Origin of the sequence: Mycobacterium sp. 852002-53434_SCH5985345, assembly GCF_001667155.1 — a bacterium.
In the GTDB taxonomy this organism is placed as follows: domain Bacteria; phylum Actinomycetota; class Actinomycetes; order Mycobacteriales; family Mycobacteriaceae; genus Mycobacterium.
On the sequence record NZ_LZIE01000028.1, the window covers coordinates 157,306 to 180,691 of the forward strand.

General features: G+C 68.6%; 18 protein-coding genes and 1 pseudogene. 7 read left to right on the forward strand and 12 right to left on the reverse strand.

Features of this window, described 5'->3' with window-relative positions; genetic code table 11:
- Nucleotides 1–173 precede the first annotated feature (173 nt).
- Together cobN and A5756_RS06235 are read right to left on the reverse strand one after the other, a co-directional pair.
- Entirely contained in the window at nucleotides 174–3,752 is a 3,579-nt protein-coding gene (gene cobN, locus A5756_RS06230; protein ID WP_066949006.1) for a cobaltochelatase subunit CobN, read from the reverse strand.
- Between the two features lie 3 nt (nucleotides 3,753–3,755).
- Nucleotides 3,756–4,424 carry an alpha/beta hydrolase gene (locus A5756_RS06235; protein ID WP_066949155.1) on the reverse strand — a complete coding sequence of 223 codons (669 nt, stop codon included), beginning with the start codon at nucleotides 4,422–4,424 and terminating at the stop codon, nucleotides 3,756–3,758.
- 126 nt (nucleotides 4,425–4,550) lie between these two features.
- Here A5756_RS06235 and cobG point away from each other — a divergent pair, with 126 nt between their 5' ends.
- Genes cobG through A5756_RS06250 form a run of 3 tightly spaced genes read left to right on the forward strand, consistent with a single transcriptional unit; the run spans nucleotide 4,551 to nucleotide 7,757 of the window.
- Nucleotides 4,551–5,648: a precorrin-3B synthase gene (cobG, locus tag A5756_RS06240; protein WP_066949008.1), complete on the forward strand. Its 1,098-nt coding sequence runs from the start codon at nucleotides 4,551–4,553 to the stop codon at nucleotides 5,646–5,648.
- A gap of 4 nt (nucleotides 5,649–5,652) precedes the next feature.
- Complete coding sequence (locus A5756_RS06245) at nucleotides 5,653–6,279, forward strand: precorrin-8X methylmutase (RefSeq protein WP_066949011.1); 627 nt, start codon at nucleotides 5,653–5,655, stop codon at nucleotides 6,277–6,279.
- On the forward strand, nucleotides 6,276–7,757 hold the full coding sequence (locus tag A5756_RS06250; protein ID WP_066949015.1) for a precorrin-2 C(20)-methyltransferase: 1,482 nt from the start codon (nucleotides 6,276–6,278) through the stop codon (nucleotides 7,755–7,757). Before A5756_RS06245 ends, A5756_RS06250 begins: the two co-directional genes overlap by 4 nt.
- Here A5756_RS06250 and A5756_RS06255 read toward each other — a convergent pair.
- On the reverse strand, nucleotides 7,754–9,337 hold the full coding sequence (locus A5756_RS06255; protein ID WP_066949020.1) for a PPE family protein: 1,584 nt from the start codon (nucleotides 9,335–9,337) through the stop codon (nucleotides 7,754–7,756). The two genes, A5756_RS06250 and A5756_RS06255, sit on opposite strands and share 4 nt — an antisense overlap.
- Nucleotides 9,338–9,488: 151 nt before the next feature.
- Between A5756_RS06255 and A5756_RS26390 the strand changes: the two are divergent.
- Both A5756_RS26390 and sigC read left to right on the forward strand, forming a co-directional pair.
- Nucleotides 9,489–10,115, forward strand: a pseudogene (locus tag A5756_RS26390) (DUF2275 domain-containing protein); the annotation flags it as partial.
- 171 nt (nucleotides 10,116–10,286) lie between these two features.
- A complete protein-coding gene (sigC, locus tag A5756_RS26395; RefSeq protein ID WP_232005328.1) occupies nucleotides 10,287–10,844 on the forward strand; it encodes an RNA polymerase sigma factor SigC in 558 nt (185 codons plus the stop codon).
- On the opposite strand, the gene A5756_RS06265 is transcribed toward sigC, so the two are convergent.
- The 4 genes from A5756_RS06265 to A5756_RS06280 are packed head-to-tail and all read right to left on the reverse strand — an operon-like array spanning nucleotide 10,841 to nucleotide 14,239.
- Nucleotides 10,841–11,572, reverse strand: coding sequence for a cobalt-precorrin-6A reductase (locus tag A5756_RS06265; protein ID WP_197505743.1), 732 nt, complete (start codon nucleotides 11,570–11,572; stop codon nucleotides 10,841–10,843). The genes sigC and A5756_RS06265 overlap by 4 nt on opposite strands.
- Nucleotides 11,569–12,324 carry a precorrin-4 C(11)-methyltransferase gene (gene cobM, locus A5756_RS06270; RefSeq protein WP_066949157.1) on the reverse strand — a complete coding sequence of 252 codons (756 nt, stop codon included), beginning with the start codon at nucleotides 12,322–12,324 and terminating at the stop codon, nucleotides 11,569–11,571. Before cobM ends, A5756_RS06265 begins: the two co-directional genes overlap by 4 nt.
- Complete coding sequence (locus tag A5756_RS06275; RefSeq protein ID WP_066949027.1) at nucleotides 12,321–13,493, reverse strand: bifunctional cobalt-precorrin-7 (C(5))-methyltransferase/cobalt-precorrin-6B (C(15))-methyltransferase; 1,173 nt, start codon at nucleotides 13,491–13,493, stop codon at nucleotides 12,321–12,323. Before A5756_RS06275 ends, cobM begins: the two co-directional genes overlap by 4 nt.
- Nucleotides 13,490–14,239 carry an SDR family NAD(P)-dependent oxidoreductase gene (locus A5756_RS06280; RefSeq protein WP_066949033.1) on the reverse strand — a complete coding sequence of 250 codons (750 nt, stop codon included), beginning with the start codon at nucleotides 14,237–14,239 and terminating at the stop codon, nucleotides 13,490–13,492. The genes A5756_RS06275 and A5756_RS06280 overlap by 4 nt, the downstream gene beginning before the upstream one ends.
- Before the next feature lie 35 nt (nucleotides 14,240–14,274).
- Between A5756_RS06280 and A5756_RS06285 the strand changes: the two genes are divergently transcribed.
- On the forward strand, nucleotides 14,275–14,688 hold the full coding sequence (locus tag A5756_RS06285; protein WP_066949040.1) for a F420-dependent biliverdin reductase: 414 nt from the start codon (nucleotides 14,275–14,277) through the stop codon (nucleotides 14,686–14,688).
- Nucleotides 14,689–14,731: 43 nt separating this feature from the next.
- On the opposite strand, the gene A5756_RS25295 is transcribed toward A5756_RS06285, so the two are convergent.
- From A5756_RS25295 to A5756_RS06310, 5 genes are all read right to left on the reverse strand, one after another.
- Nucleotides 14,732–15,025, reverse strand: a complete 294-nt coding sequence (locus tag A5756_RS25295) for a hypothetical protein (RefSeq protein ID WP_082948134.1) — start codon at nucleotides 15,023–15,025, stop codon at nucleotides 14,732–14,734.
- Between the two features lie 151 nt (nucleotides 15,026–15,176).
- Nucleotides 15,177–15,692 (reverse strand): TNT antitoxin family protein, encoded by a 516-nt coding sequence (locus tag A5756_RS25300; protein ID WP_082959994.1) that lies wholly within the window; start codon nucleotides 15,690–15,692, stop codon nucleotides 15,177–15,179.
- Nucleotides 15,692–18,871, reverse strand: coding sequence for a TNT domain-containing protein (locus tag A5756_RS26630; RefSeq protein WP_082959995.1), 3,180 nt, complete (start codon nucleotides 18,869–18,871; stop codon nucleotides 15,692–15,694). The genes A5756_RS25300 and A5756_RS26630 overlap by 1 nt, the downstream gene beginning before the upstream one ends.
- A gap of 89 nt (nucleotides 18,872–18,960) precedes the next feature.
- Complete coding sequence (locus A5756_RS06305) at nucleotides 18,961–21,216, reverse strand: alpha/beta hydrolase-fold protein (RefSeq protein ID WP_066949050.1); 2,256 nt, start codon at nucleotides 21,214–21,216, stop codon at nucleotides 18,961–18,963.
- Nucleotides 21,217–21,251: 35 nt separating this feature from the next.
- Nucleotides 21,252–22,379, reverse strand: coding sequence for a Xaa-Pro peptidase family protein (locus A5756_RS06310; protein ID WP_066949053.1), 1,128 nt, complete (start codon nucleotides 22,377–22,379; stop codon nucleotides 21,252–21,254).
- A gap of 47 nt (nucleotides 22,380–22,426) precedes the next feature.
- Here A5756_RS06310 and A5756_RS06315 point away from each other — a divergent pair, with 47 nt between their 5' ends.
- Nucleotides 22,427–23,383 carry a 5'-3' exonuclease gene (locus tag A5756_RS06315; protein ID WP_066949055.1) on the forward strand — a complete coding sequence of 319 codons (957 nt, stop codon included), beginning with the start codon at nucleotides 22,427–22,429 and terminating at the stop codon, nucleotides 23,381–23,383.
- Nucleotides 23,384–23,386 lie beyond the last annotated feature (3 nt).

Genomic DNA, 23,386 nt, shown 5'->3' on the forward strand with positions numbered 1-23,386 from the left:
GCACGTTCGATGCCGAAGGTGCGGCCAACCGCACGTTCGGTGGCGACGCAGATTGGCGTCGGCTTCGGCAGGCCGTTCTTGGTGAAGGTGGCATGGGTGGACATTGCCGACGACACCGCTGCCGCCGGTCCCGGTCACCTCGCTGCCGACTCGCGCAAACTCCTGACTGAGCGTCAGCCCTCGAGGTCACCCTCGGTCTCCAGCAGCGCCTGCCGCAGCCCGTCGAGGGTCTCCGGTTGCGGCTGTTCCCACATACCGCGGCCGGCTGCCTCCAGCAGGCGTTCGGCCATGCCGTGCAGCGCCCACGGGTTGGACTCGGCCATGAACTTTCGGTTCTCGGGATCCAGCACGTAACTCTCGGTGAGCTGCTCGTACATCCAGTCGGCCATCACCCCGGCGGTGGCGTCGTAGCCGAACAGGTAGTCAACGGTCGCCGCCATTTCGAACGCGCCCTTATAACCATGCCGCCGCATCGCGGCCATCCAGCGCGGATTGATGACGCGGGCCCGGAACACCCGGGTGGTCTCCTCGGACAGCGTGCGGGTGCGGATCGCGTCCGGTCTGGTGTTGTCGCCGATATAAGCGGCGGGCGCCTGCCCCGTCAGCGCGCGGACCGTGGCCACCATGCCGCCGTGGTACTGGAAGTAGTCGTCGGAGTCGGCGATGTCGTGTTCGCGGGTGTCGGTGTTCTTGGCGGCCACGGCGATCCGACGGTATTGGCGGTTCATGTCGTCGACCGCCTCGCGGCCGTCCAGGTTGCGGCCGTAGGCGAACCCTCCCCACGCCGTGTACACCTGCGCCAGGTCGGCGTCGTCGCGCCAGTTGCGGCTGTCGATCAGCTGCAGCAGCCCGGCGCCGTAGGTGCCCGGCTTGGATCCGAAAATTCTTGTGGTGGAGCGACGTTGATCGCCGTGCTGGGCTAGGTCGGCCTGTGCGTGCGCGCGGACGTAGTTGTCGTCGGCGGGCTCTTCAAGACCGGCGGCCAGCTGTACCGCGTCGTCGAGCATCGTCACGACGTGCGGGAAGGCGTCCCGGAAGAACCCGGAGATCCGCACGGTTACGTCGATGCGGGGCCGGCCCAGCTCCGCCAGTGGGATCGGCGTCAGGTCGACGACTCGACGCGACGCGTCGTCCCAGACCGGTCGGACACCCAGCAGCGCAAGCACTTCGGCGATGTCGTCGCCGGAGGTGCGCATCGCCGAGGTGCCCCACACCGAGAGTCCCACCGATTGCGGCCATCGCCCGTGGTCGTTGCGGTAGCGACTCAGCAACGAATCCGCCAGGGCCACACCGGCTTCCCAGGCCAGCCGCGACGGAACCGCCTTGGGATCGACGGAGTAGAAGTTGCGGCCGGTGGGCAGCACGTTGATCAGGCCGCGCAACGGGGAGCCGGAGGGGCCGGCCGGGATGAACCGGCCGTCCAACGCGTTGAGCACCTGCTCGATCTCGGCGGCCGTTCCGGCGAGCCGGGGCACCACCTCGGTGGCCGCGAACCGCAACACGGCCGCCACCTCGGTCTCCTCGGTGATGCGTTCGGCGGCTTCGGGATCCCAGCCGCTGGCCTGCAGCTCGGCAACGAGTTCGCGCGCCGTGGCTTCGGCCTGGTCGACCGAGGTGCGTTCGTCGGTGCCGTCCTCCGCGAGGCCCAGTGCCTGCCGCAACCCGGGGAGGGTCTGCTCGCCACCGAACAGTTGGCGGGCCCGCAGTATTGCCAGCACGAGGTCGAGTTCGACTTCCCCGGAGGGCTTTTGGCCCAGGATGTGCAGGCCGTCGCGGATCTGGACGTCCTTGATCTCGCAGAGCCAGCCGTCGACATGCAGCAGCATGTCGTCGAACGAGTCCTCCGGGGGCCGCTCGGTCAGCCCGAGATCGTGGTCCATTTTGGCGGCCCGGATCAGCGTCCAGATCTGCTGGCGGATGGCGGGCAGCTTGCCGGGGTCCAGCGCGGCGACGTTCGCGTGCTCGTCGAGCAGCTGTTCCAAACGGGCGATGTCGCCGTAGGTTTCGGCACGCGCCATCGGCGGGATGAGGTGGTCGACGAGCACCGCGTGCGCCCGTCGCTTGGCCTGGGTGCCCTCTCCTGGGTCGTTGACCAGGAAGGGGTAGATCAGGGGCAGGTTGCCCAACGCGGCATCGGACCCGCAGGCCGCCGACATGCCCAGTGTCTTGCCGGGTAGCCATTCCAGGTTACCGTGCTTGCCCAGGTGCACCACGGCGTGCGAGCCGAATCCGGTGTCCAGCCAGTGATAGGCGGCCAGATAGTGGTGGCTGGGCGGCAGGTCCGGGTCGTGGTAGATCGCCACCGGGTTCTCCCCGAAGCCGCGGGGCGGCTGCACCATCAGCACCAGGTTGCCCGCTTGCATTGCGGCGATGACGATTTCACCGTTGGGGTCGCCGGTACGGTCCACGAACAGGTCGCCGGGCGGCGGGCCCCAATGCTGTGTCACCGCGTCCGTCAGCGCGGCGGGCAGGGTGGCGAACCAATCGCGATAATCCTTGGCGGACAACCGGATCGGGTTGCCGGCGAGCTGCCCTTCGGTGAGCCAGTCGGGGTCCTGGCCGCCACGCTCGATCAAGGCGTGGATCAGCGCGTCCCCGTCGTTGGCATCGACCCCGGGCAGTTCACCCACCTGGTACCCACGCTCGCGCATGGCCCGCAGCAGCGCGACCGCACTGGCGGGCGTGTCCAGGCCGACCGCGTTGCCGATCCGCGCGTGCTTGGTGGGGTAGGCCGAAAACACCAGGGCCACCCGCTTGTCGGCCGGGGCGACGTCGCGCAGCCGCGCATGCCGGACGGCCAGGCCTGCGACCCGCGCGCATCGCTCCGGGTCGGCGACATAGGAGATCAGCCCGTCGTCGTCGATCTCTTTGAAGGAGAACGGGACGGTGATGATGCGGCCGTCGAACTCGGGCACCGCCACCTGGGTGGCGACGTCGAGTGGGCTGAGCCCGTCGTCGTTTTCGCTCCACTGTGCGCGGGAGCTGGTCAGGCAGAGTCCCTGCAGGATCGGAATGTCCAGGGCCGCAAGGTGTTCGACGTTCCAGCTGTCGTCGTCGCCGCCGGCCGACACCGCGGCCGGCTTCAGTCCCCCGGCGGCCAGCACCGTGACCACCATGGCGTCGGCGTCGCCCAGCCGTTGCAGCAGTTCGGGTTCGGCGGTGCGCAGCGATGCGCAGTAAACCGGCATCGGGCGCCCGCCGGCGTCCTCGATGGCCCGGCACAGCGCCTCGACGTAGCCGGTGTTGCCGGCCAGTTGCTGCGCGCGGTAGTACAGCACGGCGATCGTGGGACCGTCGCCGTCGCCGTCGCCCGCGGCCCGCTCCAGCTCGCCCCAGGTCGGCGTGACCACCGGCGGGCTGAACCCGAAACCCGTCATCAGCACGGTGTCGGACAGGAAGGCGTGCAGCTGGCGCAGGTTTTCCACGCCGCCGTGCGCCAGGTAGATGTGCGCCTGCACCGCGATGCCGGCGGCCAGCGTGGACAGGCCGGTCAATTCTGCGTCCGCAGCCTGCTCGCCGCTGACCAACACCGTCGGCACCCCGCTGGCGATGACCGCGTCGATGCCGCTCTGCCAGGCGCGGTAACCGCCGAGGATCCGGACCACCACGATCGAGGCGTCGACCAGCAGCGCCGGGAGCTCGCTCTCGTCCAGGCGTGACGGGTTGGCCCACCGATAGTTCTTGCCGCTGGCACGGGCGCTGATCAGGTCCGTATCGGATGTCGACAGCAGCAGGACGGTCGGCTCAGCCACCCCTCATTCGTACAGCAGCGTCGCCGCGATGCGGGCGGCGACCTCTCCGGCCACCCGCAATGCCTCGTCGCTGGTGCCGGGCTCATAGCGGTCGGCGACCGGGTCGTAGTCGGCGCCGGCGATAGAGCCGTGGTCGGCCGCCAGCTCCACCAACTCGACCGGCCACCCGACCCGTTGCAGGCTTTCGGCGAACTCCCTGCTGGCCGTCACGGGAACCACGTCATCAGCCAGGCCGTGCAGCAACATGAACGGTGCGCCGACAGGGCCGGCCGACAGGTCGTCGTCGACGCGCCGACCGAAGATCGGGTCGGGGACCATGAATGCGCCCGCCAGGCACACGGTGTGCGCCAATTGCGCGTCGCCCCGCAGCGTCAGGGCCGCCGCGGCGACACCTCCCATCGACCACCCGACGAGGACGATGTTGTCGGGGGCGTCGGCGAAGTTGCGGGCGAAGTCGAGCGATCGCAGCAGATCCCCGCGCCCGCCGTCGTCGGCGTGCGAGTTCCAGTCCGGCGCAACCACCGCCGCGCCGCGGTCGGCAAGCATGCCGGCCAGAGGGCCGAATGCGGCGCGGGCGTCGGTCTGCATGCCGTGCCACAACAGGACGGTGGGCCGGGTCGAGTCGCCGTAGACATCCGCGAAACGTGTTGGTGCGTACTCCACTGTCTGCACGGGCACGAGGGTGCCCAGGTCGGCGAGGCTTCAATCTCGAACGTGCACTCAGGGCGAAAAACCGCCGAAATCTCGCCGTGAGTGCACGTTCGGCGCGAGATCGGGACCCCTCGGTACCGTGGGCACATGGCCAGAGCCCGCGACACCGACGCCTGCCCGGGTGCGCTACAGGTGCACCGGGCGGCCGACGGTGCCCTGGCGCGGATCCGGCTGCCCGGCGGCATGCTGACGGCCGATCAGCTGGCGGCGCTGGCACACGTGTCGAGCGCGTATGGCTCGTCGACGCTGGAGCTCACCGCTCGCGGCAACGTGCAGGTGCGGGGCATCACCGATGTGGCGGCGGCCGCCGAGGCGATAGCCCACGCCGGGCTCTTGCCCTCGGACACCCACGAGCGGGTCCGCAATATCGTCGCGTCGCCGTTGTCGGGGCGCGCCGGCGGGAATCTCGATGCGCGGCCGTGGGTGGCCAAGCTGGACGCGGCAATCTGCGCCGAGCCGGGCCTCGTCGAGCTGGGCGGCCGATTCTGGTTCAGTTTCGACGACGGGCGCGCCGACGTATCGGGCCTGTGCGCCGATGTCGGCGTGCACGCGTTCCCCGACGGCTGCGCGCTGCTGCTTACCGGACGCGACACCGGTGTCCGGCTGGCGGCCAGCGAGGTGGTCGAGACGCTGGTCGGCATCGCGGGTCGGTTCGCGGCTACGCGCGGAACCGCTTGGCGCATCAAGGAATTGGACGATATCGAAAGCCTGCTGCCCGGGGTCGAGCTCGGCGTCGCCCGCTTTCCCGCGGTCACCAGGCCACCGGTGGGCTGGATCAACCAGGATGACGGCCGGGTGGCGCTCGGCGCCGCGGTGCCGCTGGGGGTGCTGTCCGCGCGCGTCGCCGAATACCTGGCGGCGATCGAGGTCCCGCTGGTGATCACGCCCTGGCGGTCGGTGTTGGTGTGCGACCTCGACGAGGCCGTCGCCGACGTCGCGCTGCGGGTGTTGGCGCCATTGGGTCTGGTCTTCGACGAGAACTCCCCCTGGCTGAACGTCAGCGCCTGCACCGGCAGCCCAGGGTGCACGCATTCTCTCGCCGACGTGCGGGCCGACGCGGCCGCGGCGGCGGGCGGGGATGCGGGAGTGCATCGCCACTTCGTCGGCTGCGACCGCGCGTGCGGCAGCCCGCTTACCGGTGAGGTGCTGCTGGCGACTGGCGACGGATACCGCCAGCTACGGTAATCGGGTGCTCGACTACATCCGCGACGCAGCTGAGATCTATCGCCAGTCGTTCGCGGCTATTCGAGCCGAAGCCGACCTGACCCCGTTCCCGGAAGACATCGCGCGGGTGGTAGTCCGATTGATCCACACCTGCGGGCAGGTCGATCTCGCCGAGCATGTCGCCTATACGGATGACGTCGTCGCGCGCGTCGGTGCCGCCCTGCGCGGCGGCGCCCCCGTGCTGTGCGATTCGTCGATGGTGGCGGCCGGCATCACCGGCGCGCGGCTGCCGGCCGGCAACGAGGTGGTGTCGCTGGTGGCCGATCCGCGCGCCGCCGAGCTGGCCGCGCGCCGGAACACCACTCGATCGGCGGCCGGGGTGGAGCTGTGGGCCGACCAGCTGCCGGGCGCCGTGCTCGCGATCGGCAACGCGCCGACCGCGCTGTTCCGGCTGCTCGAGCTGATCGACGAAGGGGTTTCCCCGCCGGCCGGGGTGCTTGGCGGCCCGGTCGGATTCGTCGGGTCGGCCCAGTCCAAGCAGGAACTCATCGACCGTCCGCGCGGGATGTCCTATCTGGTGGTGCGGGGCCGCCGCGGCGGCAGCGCCATGGCCGCCGCGGCGGTCAACGCGATCGCGAGCGACCGCGAATGACCGCCCGGGGAACGCTATGGGGAGTCGGGCTGGGTCCCGGTGACCCGGAACTGGTGACAGTCAAGGCGGCCCGGGTGATCGGCGAGGCCGATGTGGTGGCCTACCACAGCGCCCGGCACGGCCGCAGCATCGCGCGCGGCATCGCCGAACCATACTTACGGCCCGGCCAGATCGAGGAGCACCTGGTTTACCCGGTGACCACCGAGGTGACCGACCACCCCGGCGGCTACGCGGGCGCGCTGGAGGACTTCTACGCCGAAGCCACCGCGCGTATCGCCGCCCACCTCGACGCGGGCCGCAACGTGGCGCTACTCGCCGAGGGCGACCCACTCTTTTACAGCTCGTACATGCACTTGCACACCCGGCTGACGCAGCGGTTCGACGCCGTCATCGTGCCGGGGGTGACGTCGGTCAGCGCCGCGTCGGCGGCCATCGCGACGCCGTTGGTGGCCGGTGACGAGGTGCTCTCCGTGTTGCCGGGCACCCTGCCCGTCGCCGACCTGACCCGCCGCCTGGCCGACGCCGACGCCGCCGTGGTGCTAAAGCTGGGTCGTTCGTATCATGCTGTGCGCGAAGCGCTTTCGGCGTCTGGGCAGCTTGACGACGCCTATTACGTCGAGCGCGCCAGCACCGGCGGGCAGCGCATCATGCCCGCCGCCGACGTCGACGAGGCGGGCGTGCCGTACTTCTCGCTGGCCATGTTGCCGGGTGGGCGCCGCGGACGGCGGTCGCCCCATGCCGGCACCGTCGCGGTGGTGGGTCTGGGGCCCGGCGACAGCGACTGGATGACGCCGCAGAGCCGGCGCGAGCTGGCCACCGCCACCGACCTGATCGGCTACGGCGGCTACCTGGACCGCGTCCCGGTGCGCGACGGCCAGCGGCGGCACCCCAGCGACAACACCGACGAACCGGAGCGCGCCCGGCTGGCGTGCACGTTGGCCGAGCAAGGGCGGGCCGTGGCGGTGGTGTCGTCCGGCGATCCGGGAGTCTTCGCGATGGCCACCGCCGTGCTCGAAGAGGCCAAAGAGTGGCCGGGAGTGCGGGTCCGGGTCATTCCGGCGATGACGGCCGCACAGGCCGTCGCCAGCCGCGTCGGCGCTCCGTTAGGCCACGACTACGCGGTGATCTCGCTGTCCGACCGGCTCAAGCCGTGGGAAATCATCTCGCAGCGCCTGGCCGCCGCGGCCGCCGCCGATCTCGTGCTGGCCATCTACAACCCGGCGTCCAAGACGCGAACCTGGCAGGTCGGCGCGATGCGCGACCTGCTGCTGGAACATCGCGAGCCCGGGACGCCGGTAGTGATCGGCCGCAGTGTTTCTGGGCCCGACGAGGACGTCCGCGTGGTGCGGCTGGCCGATCTCGACCCCGGCGAGGTGGACATGCGCTGTCTGCTGATCGTCGGTTCCTCGCAAACCCAGTGGCACGCAAGCGATTCCGGCGACCGGGTGTTCACACCAAGGCGCTATCCGGTCGGTTAATCCTTGCTGCCCCAGCTGCTGGGCAGCATCGGTACGGTGGGGCCATCGCTGAACCCGTCGCGGGTCAGCGTCGCCAACCCGGCGGGCTGGGTGACACCGGATTTCGTTGCCGCCCCGGCGAATCCGAGCGGTCCCGCGCCCTGACCCGAGTCGCGCACAGTGTCCGCGTCTTCGCCCTCCACGCCCGAGTCCTCGTCGAGGTCCATGAATTCGTAGCGGTACGCGCGGTCCGTGGCGGTCCCGGCGCGGCGCCGACGCGCCCTTGCCTTCTTCTTGGCCGCTGCCGCCGCCGCGGCGGCGGCGGGCGCGTCGACGTCGTCGGGCACGGGCTCCTCGGACTTGCGGCGCGCCCGCCCGCTCGCGCTGCCGCGCGCCGCAAGCCCCGACAGTCCCACCGCGTACAAGGCATCGGACATGCCCGCGCCGATGCCGTCCGTGGCCGTGGGACTGAAACCGGCGCCCGGCCCGCCGCCGACGGGTCCGGCGCCGGCCGGCGAGGCCACCGTCGGTGCGGGCGAGCTGGACATCGTCGGAGCGTTGCTCACGCTTGCCGGCGCGGTGCTGATGAACGGACTCGCCGCGGACGCCATCGGCGCCGGTGCCGGCGCGGAAGCGGGCAGCGGCGGGGCGACCGAGAGCGGGGCCGCGACGCTGACCGCGGTGACCGCCGCCGCCGCTCCCCCTGCCGCGGCGGCGCCCAGGACGGAGACGACCATTGGGGCCAGCACCACGGCCATCTGGATCGCGGCCTGCATGAAGGGCCAGAAGATCATCAGCGTGTGGAAAATCGCCCAGCCGAGCGCGCTGGAGAGGGCCGGCGAGAAACCCAACTGACCGAAGAAGGAGGCGAGACCGTTGACGAAAGGCATCGGCGGGAACGGCCAGCCACCGGGATTGAGGTCTTTGGACACCGGCCAGGCGAAATTCTTGGTGTACTGCTGCAGCCACGCCGTGAGCTGGTCCTGCCAGGACGGATAGGTCTGCGTCGCCTGCTGCTGGGTGTCGGCCGCCTGCAGACTCGCGACGCTCGCCTCCGCTCCCGGGATGACGATCGCCGGCGCCGGCGCGGTGGCAGGAACCGCCGCGAGGGCGGATTCACTGACGGCCTGGTAGGTGGTCATGGTCGCGGCGGCTTGCACCCACATGCGCGCATAGTCGGCTTCGTTCACGGCGATGGGGATGGTGTTGATGCCGAAGAAATTCGTCGCCACCAACGCCGCGTGGGTCGCATGGTTAGCGGCGAGCTCAGGCATCGTCGGCATGGCGGCCAGGGCCGCGGTGTAAGCGTCGGCCGCCGTCTCGTGCAGCGCGGCCGCGGTCGCGCTCTTGGCGGAGCTTTCAAGCAGCCAGCCCAGGTACGGGGCGTGGGCCGCGACGTACTGTTCGGCGCTGGGGCCCTCCCATGCACCGCCCTGCACGGCGCCCAGCAAGGCCGTGAGTTCGTCTGCCGCCTCGCCGTATTGAGTGCCCATCTCCGACCATGTCGCGGCGGCGGCGAGCAGCGGCCCGGGTCCGGGACCGCTGCTGAGCAACGTCGAGTGCACCTCAGGCGGGAAGGCGATCCAGATCGGGGCGGTCATCGTCGGTGGCCTTCGGGCACGAACACGAATACCTCTTCGGTGAATGTCGGGGCTGTTGACGTTCAGTGGTCGGTTTGCCGGACGGTTTAGTTCCCGCCGTCTGATTTCCCTGGTCTTTGCGCGCGGACCGGGCATGCGCAACGATGCAGGGATGCGGTGCGACGCGGTGCGTGAGGCGCTTTCGGCTCGACTGGACGGCGAACGTCCCCAGGTGCTCGCGCAGCAGGTCGACGCCCATCTCGAATCGTGCCGACGTTGCCGCTCCTGGCTCATCGGCGCCGCGGCCCAGACTCGCCGGCTGGCCACGGTCGAGCCGGCCGACGGGCCCGACCTGGTCACGAAGATCATGGCGAGCATCGGCGAGGAGTCGTCCGGGCGCCAGCGCCGGATGCGCTGGCTGCGCTCGCACTACCGGCGATGGGGCCTGATCGGTGTCGGCGTGTTCCAGGTGGCGATCGCCGCCGCCCAGATCAGCGGCATCGATTTCGGGATGGTGTCTAGCCACATGCACGGCGCGATGTCCGGTGAGCACCTGATGCACGAGTCCACCGCGTGGTTGCTGGCCCTGGGCCTGGCGATGGTCGCCGCGGGTGTCTGGCCCGTCACCGCGATTGGGGTGGCGGCGATTACGGGGGTCTATTCCGTCGCACTGTTGGGATACGTAATCGTCGACGCCTTCGCGGGCGACGTCACGGCAACCCGGATCGCCAGCCACATGCCCTTGCTGCTGGGCCTCGCGTTCGCGCTGCTGGTGGCGCGGGAACGGGTCCGATCAGACCGAGCCCGCGCCTCCGACACGGCGGACGACGCCGACTGGTCGGCGGAATCCCCGGTCGCCCGGCGACGTGGTCACCTCTGGCCCATCAACCGGGCGGCCCTCGACCCCACCGCAGCCCCTACGACAGGCCGTCGTAGACTCAGTCCGCCAGCGAAACAAAGGTGGTTCGCCATGATCGCGCCAAGCGATGACGAGGCCGTTACCGAGCTCGCGTTGGCCGCCGCGCGTGGGAATGACCGGGCGCTAGAGAGTTTCATCAAAGCCACCCAGCAAGACGTGTGGCGGTTCGTCACGTACCTGTCGGACGCGGGCAGCGCCGACGACCTCACCCAGGAAACCTTCCTGCGCGCGATCGGCGCCATCGAACGGTTCTCCGGGCGCTCGAGCGCGCGGACCTGGCTGCTTTCCATCGCCCGCCGCGTCGTGGCCGACCACATCCGCCACGTGCAGTCGCGGCCGCGCGCCGCCCTCGGGGCCGACCCGGAACACGTTCTGCGCGGTGACCGCCACGCCCGGGGGTTCGAAGACCTGGTCGAGGTGACGACGATGATCGCGAGCCTGACCCCCGAGCAACGGGAAGCCTTGTTGCTCACCCAATTGCTCGGGCTGCCCTACGCCGACGCCGCCGCGGTGTGCGGCTGCCCGGTGGGCACCATCCGGTCCCGCGTCGCGCGCGCCCGCGACGCGCTGCTGGCCGCCGACGCCGAGGGCGACGACCTGACGGGCTAGTTGTGCAGCGCCGCTAGCCATTTCGCGGCTTCGTCGACGCTGCCGACCGCCGTCACCCCTGCCGGTAGCGGCGGGCGCGCCACCATCACCAGCGGAATGCCCAGTGCCGCAGCGGCATCCAATTTCGCCCGCGTCATCTGCCCGCCGCTGTTCTTGGTGACCAGGGCGTCGATGCGGTGTTCGCGCAACAGCGCAAGCTCGTCGTCGTAACGATACGGGCCGCGGGAGAGCACCAACTGGTGGCGGCGCGGCAGCGACGCGGGGTCGGGTTCGGTGACCGCCCGGATCAGAAACCATGCGTCGCTGCCCGCGAATGCCCTCGTCCCGGAGCGTCCCGTGGTGAGAAACACCCGCGAGAAGTCATGCTTTGCAACGGCTTCCGCCGCTTTGGTGTCCGAGTCGACGACGATTGCGTCGCCGGGATCCCACGCCGGTCGGGCCAGCACCAGATGCGGGATCTGCAGCTCAGCGCAGGCTTGTGCAGCGTGTGCGGTCATGGTGGCCGCGAACGGGTGGGTTGCATCGATGACGGCGCCGACGCGTTCATCGAGCAGCCATCGCCGTAGCCCGTCGACGCCGCCGAAGCCGCCGACGCGGACCGGGCCGACCGGCAGCGCGGGGTCGGGCACCCGGCCGGCGAGGGAACTGACGATGTCGACGCGTGGGTGCAGGACCTTCGCCAGCGCACGCCCTTCGGCCGTGCCGCCGAGCAGCAGTACCCGCATCAGTGCCCGCTCCCCCGCGATCGCCCAGTCGAATACAGATAGCTGTCGGTGAATCCCTCGGCGGCCAGCACGTCGCCGACGACGATCACCGCCGTCTTGGTGACGCCGGCCCCCCGCATCTGCCCGGCGATGTCGGCGAGCGTGCCGCGCAGCACCACTTGCTGCGGCCAGCTGGCGAAAGCCACAACGGCAGCCGGTGTTTCGGGTCGGTAGCCGCCTTCAAGGAGTTGCGGGACGATGGCATCGATCTGGGCCGCGGCCAGATGCAGGACCAGCGTGGCGCCGGATTGGGCGAGCGCGATCAGGTCTTCACCGGGCGGCATGGCGGTCGACAGGGTGGCGACCCGGCTCAGGGTTACGGTCTGCGCGACACCGGGAACGGTTAGCTCGCGCTTGAGCGCGGCCGCCGCCGCGGCGAACGCCGGTACACCGGGCACGATTTCGTAGTCGATGCCCAGCGCGTCGAGCCGGCGGCATTGCTCGGCCAGCGCGCTGTAGAGCGACGGGTCACCGGAGTGCAGCCGCGCCACGTCATGGCCGTCGGCGTCGGCGTCGGCCAGTTCGGCGATGATCTGCTCCAGCGTCAGCGGGCCGGTGTCAATGACTTTCGCCCCGGGTGCGCACAGGGCCAACAGGTCGTCGGGCATGATCGAACCCGCATACAGGCACACCGGGCATCGCTGAAGGAGCCGCTGGCCGCGGACGGTGATCAGGTCGGCCGCGCCCGGACCCGCACCGATGAAATACACGGTCATGTCGTCACCGCCCACTGGGTGACCGGCATCTGCGGGCGCCATCCGGTGAAGTCCCCGAGCGGCTCGCCCTGATAGTGCTGGAAGCGCCGCAGCCGACCCCCCAGACGCGAATATGACTGCGCCAGAGCCGCTTCGGATTCCGCGGTGACCGCATTGGCGACGAGGCGACCACCGGTGCGCAAGTGGTCGAGGCATGCATCGAGCAGACCGGGCTGGGTGAGGCCGCCGCCGATGAAGATGGCCGCCGGTGGCTCGAGCCCGTCAAACGCTCCCGGGGCGTCGCCGCGGACTTCGATGTCGACGCCGAACGCCGCTGCGTTGTAACCGATGTTGCGGCGCCGCTGTTCGTCACGTTCGAATGCGACCGCGCTACAACCGCTCCAACTCAAACACCACTCGACGCCGACGCTGCCCGAGCCCGCACCGACGTCCCAGAGCCGTTCGCCCGGACGTGGGGCCAGCGCCGCGAGCGTCACCGCGCGGATTCCGTGCTTGGTGATCTGCCCGTCGTGGGCGAACGCGTCGTCTGGCAGCGGCGACAGGCGATCGTCGGGCAGGTAGCGGATGGCGACGACGTTGAGGTCGTCGACGTCCGCCGACGCGCTGTCTGCCCAGTGGCGTGCGGTGCCGTCACGACGGTGTTCCGTTGGGCCGCCGAGGTTTTCCAGAACGGTGAACTCGGAGTCGCCGCGGCCATGCACGTCGAGGAGTGCGGCGAGTTCTTGGGGTGTGGCCGCGTTTTTCGACAGCACGATGGCCTGGCCGCCGCGGCGAACCGCGGTGTGCGGCTGCGCGGTGACCAAACTGATCACCTCCGTGTCGTGAAGGTTCCAGCCCATCCGCGCGCAGGCCAGCGTCACCGAGGACACATGCGGCAACACCCTGACTTGTTGCGGTCCGTACAGCCGGATCAACGTGCCCCCGATGCCGTGCAGGAGCGGGTCGCCGCTGGCCACCACGTGGATGTCTTCGGCGTGGCGGTCTCGCAGGGTCTGCAGGGCGGGCAGCATCGGGGAGGGCCACTGCCGGCGCGGCGCGGTGATGGTGTCGTCGAGCAGGTCGAGTTGCCGCTTGGACCCGTAAATGACTGTGGCCCTTCGTAATTCACGACACGACGTTTCAGCGAGCCCAGCCATGCCGTCGGCTCCGATGCCGACCACGATGATCATCGCGGCATCCTGCGCCAGATGAACTGCGGCAGCAGCCGCATCACGGCGGCGGCCGGCCCAAGCGCCCACGGGATCCATACGGTCCGCCGGCCCTTCGCCAGCGCTCGCGCCGTGGCCTTGGCCACCTGCGCGGGGGTGCTGGACAGCGGCGCCGGATCCATACCGCGCGTCATGCGTCCGATCACGAAGCCCGGACGGGCGATCAGCAGTTTGACCCCGGTGCCATGCAGGGCGTCGGCCAGGCCGTTGGCGAAGCCGTCCAGGCCGGCCTTGGCCGAGCCGTAGACGTAGTTGGCGCGACGCACGCGCGCGCCGGCGATCGAGGAGAACACCACCAGTTCGCCTTTGCCGGCTTTGCGCATGGCAGTGGCCAAGTGGGTGAGCATGCTGACCTGGGCGACGTAATCGGTGTGCACGATGGACACCGCGTGCGCGGCGTCAGTCTCGGCGCGGGACTGGTCGCCGAGGATTCCGAACGCCAGCACGGCCGTGGCGATGGGGCCGTGATCGGCGACGACGGAGGCGACCAGCGGCCCGTGCGACCCCAGATCGTCGGCGTCGAACTCCTCGGTGTGCACCGCCGTCGCGCCGGCGGCTTTGAGCGCAGCGACCTGCCCGTCGAGTTGATCGGCCTTGCGGGCGGCCAGCACCACTGTCGCCCCGGGCGCCAGTAACCGCGCCAGCTCGATGCCGATCTCGCTGCGTCCGCCCAGGATTAGTACTGGTCCTGCGCCCGTGTCGTCCACGGGTGCGATTATCGCCTGCGCTAGCGTGGGCGGTGATGGCGAATACCACTACCCGGCTCACCGACGATGCGCTGGCGTTTCTGTCCGAACGGCATCTGGCCATGCTGACCACGCTGCGAGCCGACAATTCGCCCCATGTGGTGGCGGTGGGCTTCACCTTCGATCCGAAGACCCACATCGCGCGAGTCATCACCACCGGCGGCTCGCAGAAGGCGGTGAATGCCGATCGTGGCGGGGTGGCGGTACTCAGTCAGGTCGACGGCGCACGGTGGCTGTCGCTCGAGGGCCGGTCCAAGGTGAACAGCGATGGCGACGCCGTCCGCGATGCCGAACTGCGGTACGCCCAGCGGTATCGCACCCCGCGTCCCAACCCGCGGCGGGTGGTTATCGAGGTGCGGGTGGAGCGGGTGTTGGGATCGTCGGGATTGCTGGACCGGGGCGAGCAGTAGCGGCCGAGTCGGGCAGGCCGCAAGCCGCTACTGAATGACGGCATCAGCGCAGGTTCCATCCGACGCAACGTCCAATCTCATGCAGCGCCTCCCGAGTCAAATCCGGATGCTTGTCGTGAAATCGACGGAGAATTTCGTTCACTCCTTCCTGCAAGGTCACATCTCCCCATACGATAGGCGTGCTGGCCGCCTCGTGAACCAAATCAGAAACTCGTGCTGCGATGAGCTCAGCCTCAGCAGCTCCGAAGATTTCCGACACTTTTTCTTTGTCGACATGCGGTACAACCGTATCTTTGATGGCCGCTACAATTGCGGCATTAAGCGTGTCCGCATCCATTTCTTCCTCGCTGTGCCGCCTGACGACCAATATTTCGTCTCAACCTCTCGCACCGGGGACCAGGAACCCGTGATGAACTATGATCAGACCTCTGATGAACGATGCCTCACCTGCTTGACAGAAGATGGAGCATCGATACCGTTTATCACCATCAATCCCTCTGCCCAAACAGAGGTTCGCCGTCAGCGGACAAAAAAGATTCTTCTATCGCCTTTCCCGTAGCATCGATGTAATGAGACAGCTCGACGAGATCCTCTACTCCTGCGATAGCGACATAGATACCCCGGTCATCAATCAGTGCGTGGCGCTCTCGTCCGGCGAATGTCTGTTTACCGATGCTATAGCCTGCACGTAACTGGCTACGCTGAAAAGGGATTCTTACGATAGGTAATTCTTCACCTCGGGCAGATAAACCGAACAGTCCGTAGAGATACTTTTCTACTGTCGCCATTGTTCGCCCGGCAAACTCGAATGCCTCAGGTCCCATGCGATCAGATGAAGTCACGACAAACCATTCGTCGACACCTCCGATGAAGTAACGTGACTCCCCACCGGTGTTCCAGATAATGGTTCGACCGTCATTCGTCTGACTGCCCTGAAGCATGTCTAATCCGGCGACACGGACCCACCGTTGTAAATCAGGAGAAAGATCGACGACGCTTGCCATTACTTAAGCACTCCTCGGACCTTGAGCTTGTCAATTATCTGCGCTTTGCCATCAGCATCGAATATTCGGACTTGGATCGATCCACCCGGTTGACCGACTCCGGGCGCCACCTCCGATACTTCGATAGTCCAGCCTTCCGGGAGTTCTCCTAAGGCATAACTGTGGTAGGGATCGCGGAGATTCATGACGTGGAGCGCACGCTCCTCCCATGAAGCTGGTAGGCCATCTTCCATCACGGCTAAGTACTTACCATTGGTCTTGCCGACCCGATCAAGAAGCGAGCCATAGTCGCGTACGAAGGATCTGAGATTTTCATAGGAAACCCGTGTTCCCGGAACCGCGCCGTCATTCAGCGGGAAGTTAGCCCAATGTTGTCCGTCCTTGCCTAGCTGATTGAAGCGTTCTGCATACTCTTGCTCGGTATACGGGCGCCCTTCTGGATCACGACCATATGGTGCTCGAGGGTCATGAACCAGCTTGGCGACGGCATCGTCGATCTTCGTGGGATCGACCGGATCGTCACCGAAATCCCAGTGGTCGTCCAGCGGATTTCCGTAGTTGGGGTCAAGCGCCTCGTCCGATAACCGATGCCATCCATCACCAGCGGGCTCATGTGAATGTACGGGGTCCTGACGTTCGCCACCCGGAGAATCTCCACTCTCCGGTCCTGCTGGACCCTCGCCGTCCGGCGGGTGCCCTTCTCTGCGGCCACCAGGTGCATCCCCGTCGCCATGCCCTCGCCGACCGCCGCCGTCGTGTGGTTGCCCATCTGTCTTACCGCCGGCCGGATGGCCGTCGCCGGGACCGCTCGGTCTTCCGTCATGCGGCGGCTCACCGATTGGCGGCTCCCCGTCGCCAGGACTATGCCATGCGCGACCCGGCGCTGGCATCTCGACCGGGCGGCTTGCCGGTGCGCTGAAATGTGGTGTAGAAGCCGCGGGGGCGGCAGCAAGCGCGGGTCTTGGCGCGCTGGCGCTGACCGGCGCGGACTCCACTGGCGGTCCCCACGGCGCTACCGGCGCACGCGCGGGTGAATGTTCGGCCAGTTGCGCCACGTTCGCTGGCACTCGATCGCCCGCTGCAGCGGGTACGGCGGCCGTAGCTGAGCCGGCCGGTACCGGTTCCCGCGGATCACTCACCGGCGCCGGCACTGGCTCATGGGGACGACTCTGCGGCGCCGACGTCGGGTCAAGGGGGCCGCCGGCAGGAACCGATCCTGGTTCATGCGGACCGCCCATAGGCGCAGCATCAGCTGAATGAACGCGAGCCTCAGCCGGTACCGATACCCCTTCGTGCGAACTATCCGCGCCCGTTGGCTGAGCCGGCGCAGCTTCCACCGGCGGCAGATCGTGGGGACCACCCGCCGCCGGAGCCGGCGCAGAGTCCGCCGGCGCGAACAACGGCTCGTGGAGGTCGCCAGGCGGAGGAGCTGACGCTGGCGCCGCAGCGGGTGCCGGCTCACCGGGCGAATCGGGAACACCACCCGCCGGCGCTGGTGCTGCTGGTGGAGCCGCTGCGGGATCGTGTGGTCCACCCCCCGCCGGATCATGCGGACCAGTCCCCGGTCCCGGAGCATCCGAGGGCGTTGGCTCGGGCGCGGCAGTTGGTCCTGGCGCACCCGCTGCGACGTCGGGCGGCCGTGGCGCCGACTCGACCGGCGGCTCAAACGGTTTGCCGGATGGCAGACCCACCGGCGTACCACCAGCGGGCGGTTTGATTTCCGGCAGATCACCCGCAACGCCTTCGAGGTTCTTGGTCACGTCGCCGCCGGCCTTGGTGATGTCAGTCAGCGCGGCGCGCGCTCCCGCTGCGCCTTCCCCACCGGCGCGCCCAGCAGCGCCACCCGCGGCCTCGGCCTCTTCCCCTGCGCCACGTGCAGCCGCTCCCGCACCATCGGCCGCTGCACCTGCCTCGCCGAGGCCTGGGGCGATCAGCGTGAAGCCGTCGAATGCGACTTCACCGGCGGCCAATCCCGGCCGAGCCGTACTCCAATCCTTCGCATGCACAAGGCCTTTCAGCTCCTGCAGCCTCGCTTCTGCGAATTCGTTGGGATTGACCGCGGCATTGATCAAACTTTCTTTCCAGGCGTTTTTCACCAAGCCGGTCCACGTGGCGGCCGCACCCTGGGGATCGGCGGCGATCCAATGCGGGCTCATGTCGACGAGGCCCAACCCCATGCCGACCACACCTTTGAGGACGCCCTCCTGGGCATTGATCCAGGTGTCGGCTATCGTCGCGATGGGGTTACCGACGTCGTCCCCGAGGAATTGGACGAGCCCGCGGCGCGCGTACTTCTCGCATGTGGTGACCGCGCGATCGGCCTCTTGCATGACGAACCTGATCGCGTCCTCGCAGGCCCTGGCTTCCTGCCCAAGATGCTGCAGCACTGCATTGATGTCCTTGACGATCTGTTTGATCTCGTCCCACGCGTCGCCGTCGATGATGAGCATCACGTCGTGACCGAGGTCGCCCAGGGACTCGATGCGACGCAACAGATCCCGGATCGCGGTTTGGGCGTGGTCGACCTTATTCGCGAACGTGTCGATGGTGCGGGCCAATGCGTCGCACAGGTCGCCGATAGTCGCTGTCGACGAGCCGATTTCGGTCAACGCGTGGTCGATCTTCTCGCCTTCAGGAATGTGTTGGCCGTCGAACAGCATCTTGGACGCGTTGAGGCTCCCCTTCACACCGGTGGCTGCCGCACCGAAGGCGCGCCAACGAGATGCAGCCGCACGCAGACCCGCCACGTCGCCGTCGGGCCATGCCTCGAGGACAAACGATTGCACGAGCGCCCACAGCGGAGGAGGCGGCTGGCCGGGCCCCCACGTCCCAGGCGGCCCTGGCGCGGCAAGCTCGGCCGGCGGGGACGGTGGCGTCAAAGCACCACGTCCGCCGCCCAGCGTCGACGCCGCGTCGACGTGGGAGTAGTTCGACGCGCCTTGCTGTATGACGGCCCCGCTTTTCCGGCAGGCGTTGACGGCGGCAGCGGCCGCCTTCAGCACCGACTCGGCCTTCTCCTGATACGTCAAGCCGAACACCTCGCCGGCTCGGTCAACACCGGTGTGGGCCGAAAAGCCGGCCGTCAAGATCGACAGGTTCGCCGCCAAAGCGTCGCCAGCGGCTGCCACCGCGCTACCCGCGGCGTACAACGCCTCGGGATCCACCGCTAACGGAGCCACGCGCGAAATTCTCGTCCAGCCCGCACGCAGGCGCTATTCACCCAGTGATGGCTTTGCCAAGCTAGCCGCGCTCACAACGGAGCCACAACTCATTCGTCAACAACCTGTGCGGCCAACGTGATGCGGTGCCGTCCCGCCGGCACCGCGAAGGCCGGTCCGGCTGGCCGACCGTCAAGTTGCACACTGAGCCCGCCAGGCAGCCCATGCAGGGTGATCCGGGCGGCGGTGTCGGTGGCCACCGTGATCGTCGATGCCGGCAAGGCGGCCAGTCCGGCCCGCTGGACATCAACCGTGATCCCGGCTACGCCGGTGAGCCGCAGCGTGAGATACGGCAACGGACCGACCGGCGGGCCCACCCGCCAGTCCAGTTCGCTGTACACACCCGGGGTCGGGTCGAAGTTCAGGATGAACCCGCGATGATGCCGAACGGTGTGGGTGGGGTCCGGGCGCGCATACGAACGTGCGTCGACTTCGGCGACGGCCCCGCGCCGCGCCGTCACAGCGGGGTCCGCCGTCAGATCCGACAGCCACCACACCCGATGCGGCCCGATACCCAGGTCATCGCGCACCAATTGCGGATGCCACGCAAACGTGATGTGTCCCGGATCCGCTTGGCGTAAGCCGGTTTCCATGTGGGCGATCGGGTCTTCGAACTTGTCCTGCAACACCCAGGCGATGTGATCCTCGAGCGGATACACGGTGAATCGGTGCCGGTAGCCCAGCCTGTCGAGTTCGAGCACCTGTTCGGCGGCCGACGGGAACGGCACCAGCTCGTCGACCAGCCCGTGCGCGATGACATAGGGCAGCCAGCGGGCGTTCACCAGCAGCTTCCAGGTATCGCCCTCGCGGGCACACGGCGAGTCCGGGTCGAGATCGGCCGGGATGTCGACGTCGGGAAGCAGCCGCACCCCGCACGCCGGCGGACCGGCCAGCACGACCGCCTGCGAAAACACTTGCGGATAAGTTAATCCCAACTTGTAGGCCGCATAACCACCCATCGAGTAGCCCGAGATCACGGTGCGATTGGGATCGGTGCCCAGTTGTTCGGCGACGCGCGCCCACACTTCCCAGACGTCGAGTTCTCCGGTGTCGAAATACCACGTCGACGGGCCTCGGGCCAGCGGCGTGACCACCACCGAGTCGCGGCCCTCGCACACTTGATGCAGCAAACGGGGGTCGATGGCGGCGAACTGGCTCTGTCCCAGGGCGAGCGAATGCAGCAACAGGGTCAAGGGCAGCGTGCGGCCCGGCTTGAAAGTCGAGGGCAGGCATACCGAATACGGCTGCACCCGGCCGAGGAACTGCGGCTTGGTGCTCAAGATGTCGTCCGCGGCGACACCCTGGCCCAACTCGACCGAGGACACGTACCACCGCGTCGACGGGCCGGTGATCACCGGCTCGGCGGCGGTCTCGCCGACCGCCAGCCGATCCCACGCCACCTTAACGGCGAACTTCGACACGTCGCCGCCGGTCAAGGCCTCGGCCTGGGCGGAATCCGACCAGAAGTTCAGGTGCGGCGGCTCCTGTTCGTCGGTGCGGAACGCGACGTTGTAGACGTTGGGCTGCCCGGGCAGCGCACCATGCTCGGCGGGCACGTCGACGAACGCGTCACCCGACCCATTGGCCAGCCCCGATGCCAGCCGCACCGTCCAGGTGCCGGCCGGCTCCAGCAAGGTCCGCGGCACCTGCGCCAGAAACGATCGCGAGCCCATGTCGACGCTGTGCTGTACGGGCGTGGCGGACTGGGTGGTCAGGTCGATCAGCGCGGCGCCACTGCCCGAAATCAGCAGGGCCATGTCGATTCCGGCCGAGCGCACCCCGGCCCCGGCGGGCCACTGCTGGGGCGCGTTTCGGGCTGGGTCGGTGTCGAGGGTGAACAGCGCGATGGGAACCGACGCGTCGAGCAAGGTGTTCCAGTCGATCCGCCACCACGTGTGGGTCGCGGTGAGCCCGATCGCGACCCGGAAGATGTCGGCGCCGTTGCGGGCAGCGGGACCATCGGGATAGATGTAGGTGCCGCGCGGCGGCGCCTGCACTTTCAGGTCGCCGATCGGCAGGCCGGTCGCCCCGTGGTCGTCGTACAGGAAATCGGTCCAAAAGAGGGCACCGCCGGCCATGCGGCCGGTGCCACAGGTCCGCGGAAACTCCTCGCCGAACGGCCATCCCGACGGCACCGGAAGTTGCGGCTCGGGGCGTAGGGCCGCCGGTGGCACCCCCTCGGGCATCCCGCCGACCGCGACGAGCTCACCCGGTGGCGCGGGTGCCGGTGCGGCGGGATGCACCAGTGTGTCGGCGATGTGGCGTGCGATGCGAATCGGAAGCAGAGTCAAATCGAGAAGTGACATCAAGCCCAAACGTACGCGCCGCAGAGGCCCGGATGCTAAGCCGCCGGCACCACGATCAAGTCGTGCGGCCGGTTGTTGACGGCCAGGCCGCCGTCGTCGGTCACGACGACGATGTCCTCGATGCGGGCACCCCATAGGCCCGGGAAGTAAATGCCGGGCTCGATAGAGAAGGCCATGCCCGCGGCCAGCGGCAGGTCATTACCCGCGACGATGTAAGGCTCCTCGTGAACGGACAGCCCGATGCCGTGGCCGGTGCGGTGCACAAAAGCCTCCGCAAGCCCGGCGTCGGCCAGCACGTCGCGTGCGGCCGCGTCGACCTGCTCGGCCGTCACGCCCGGACGCACCGCGTCGACGGCCGCGCGTTGGGCGCGCTGTAGCACCGAATAGCGCTGCGCCACCTCGGGTTTCGGCTCGCCGATGCTGTAGGTGCGGGTCGAGTCGGAGTGATACCCGGGCTCGTACGCCCCGCCGATGTCGACGACGACGATGTCACCGACTTGCAGTTCGCGATCCGAGTAGCCGTGGTGCGGTTCGGCGCTGTGCGGTCCGGAGCCAACGATGATGAAAGATACCTCTGAATGCCCTTCGGCGACAATCGCTTCCGCGATGTCGGCGGCCACGTCGGTCTCGGTGCGGCCGGGGACCAGAAACTCCGGCACCCGGGCATGCACGCGATCGATGGCCGCGCCTGCTTTGCGCAGCGCGTCTATTTCGCCTTCCTCCTTGACCATCCGCAGCGTGCGCATCACGTCGGTGGCCAGGACGGGCAGCACTCCGAGCACGCCGGCCAGCGGCAGCAGGTGCAGGGCCGGCATGGAATCGGTGACGGCTGCGGCCGCGGGACCGCCGCCGAACGCCGCTCCGACCAGTTGGTAAGGGTCGTCCCCGTCCACCCAATCCCGCACCGCCAGCCCCAGTTCCGCGATGGCCGACCCCTTGAGCGAGGCCAGCTCGAGCCGCGGGACGACCACCGTCGGGTCACCGGACGCCGGCAGAACCAGTGCCGTGAAACGCTCGTGGGTCTGGGCGCGCGAACCGACGAGGTAACGCAGGTCGTACCCAGGCGTGATTACCAGCCCGGACAACCCCGCGTCTGCGGTCGCCGCGGCCGCCGCCGCCAGCCGGCGGGCATACACCCCGGCGCCGAACCGATGAGATTCCATGGCAGCCAGGCTAACCGGTTGGCGTCGGCGCTGGCAGGATAGCCAGCATGCCTGCGCCGCTACTGCTACTCGACGGGGCCAGCATGTGGTTCCGGTCGTATTTCGGGGTGCCGTCCTCGATCACCGCCCCAGATGGCCGGCCCGTCAACGCCGTGCGCGGATTCATCGACTCGATGGCCGTGGTGATCAACCAACAACGCCCCAGTCGGCTGGTGGTGTGCCTGGACCTGGATTGGCGACCGCAGTTCCGGGTGGACCTCGTCCCCTCCTACAAGGCGCATCGTGTCGCGCAGCCAGAGCCCGCAGGTGAGCCGGACGTCGAGGAGGTCCCCGACGACCTGACACCGCAGATCGACATGATCATGGACCTGTTGGACGCCTTCGGGATCCCGACCGCGGGCGCCGAAGGATTCGAGGCCGACGATGTGCTCGGCACGCTCGCCGCCCGAGAACGCCGTGACCCGGTGGTGGTGGTCAGTGGCGACCGCGACCTGTTGCAGGTGGTGTCGGACGATCCCGTTCCGGTCCGGGTGCTCTACCTGGGCCGCGGGCTGACCAAAGCCACCCTGTTCGGGCCGCCTGAGGTCGCCGAACACTACGGTGTGCCGGAGCATCGGGCGGGGCCGGCCTACGCCGAATTCGCGCTGATGCGCGGCGATCCGTCCGACGGCCTGCCGGGCGTCCCGGGCGTCGGCGAGAAGACGGCGGCGACCCTGCTGGCTCAGCACGGATCGCTGGAACAAATCCTGGCGGCCGCCTACGATCCGAAATCGAAGATGGCCAAGGGTTTGCGCTCGAAACTGCTGGGCGCGACCGACTACATCGAGGCCGCGGGGCAGGTGGTGCGGGTGGCCACCGACGCGCCCGTCAGCTTGTCGACGCCGACCGACGCGCTACCACTGGTGGCCGACGACCCGCAACGCACGGCGAAGCTGGCGACCAAACTGGGCGTCGGGTCCTCGATAGCCCGGTTGCAGAAAGCGCTCGACGCGCTACCGACGTAACCG

Excerpts from the sequence above, each read along its gene's own strand:
- cobG (WP_066949008.1), top strand. The coding sequence starts at position 4,551 with ATGGCCAGAGCCCGCGACACCGACGCCTGCCCGGGTGCGCTACAGGTG.
- A5756_RS06250 (WP_066949015.1), top strand. The coding sequence starts at position 6,276 with ATGACCGCCCGGGGAACGCTATGGGGAGTCGGGCTGGGTCCCGGTGAC.
- A5756_RS06255 (WP_066949020.1), bottom strand. The coding sequence starts at position 9,337 with ATGACCGCCCCGATCTGGATCGCCTTCCCGCCTGAGGTGCACTCGACG.
- sigC (WP_232005328.1), top strand. The coding sequence starts at position 10,287 with ATGATCGCGCCAAGCGATGACGAGGCCGTTACCGAGCTCGCGTTGGCC.
- cobM (WP_066949157.1), bottom strand. The coding sequence starts at position 12,324 with ATGACCGTGTATTTCATCGGTGCGGGTCCGGGCGCGGCCGACCTGATC.
- A5756_RS06275 (WP_066949027.1), bottom strand. The coding sequence starts at position 13,493 with ATGATCATCGTGGTCGGCATCGGAGCCGACGGCATGGCTGGGCTCGCT.
- A5756_RS06285 (WP_066949040.1), top strand. The coding sequence starts at position 14,275 with ATGGCGAATACCACTACCCGGCTCACCGACGATGCGCTGGCGTTTCTG.
- A5756_RS25295 (WP_082948134.1), bottom strand. The coding sequence starts at position 15,025 with ATGGATGCGGACACGCTTAATGCCGCAATTGTAGCGGCCATCAAAGAT.
- A5756_RS25300 (WP_082959994.1), bottom strand. The coding sequence starts at position 15,692 with ATGGCAAGCGTCGTCGATCTTTCTCCTGATTTACAACGGTGGGTCCGT.
- A5756_RS06305 (WP_066949050.1), bottom strand. The coding sequence starts at position 21,216 with ATGTCACTTCTCGATTTGACTCTGCTTCCGATTCGCATCGCACGCCAC.
- A5756_RS06310 (WP_066949053.1), bottom strand. The coding sequence starts at position 22,379 with ATGGAATCTCATCGGTTCGGCGCCGGGGTGTATGCCCGCCGGCTGGCG.
- A5756_RS06315 (WP_066949055.1), top strand. The coding sequence starts at position 22,427 with ATGCCTGCGCCGCTACTGCTACTCGACGGGGCCAGCATGTGGTTCCGG.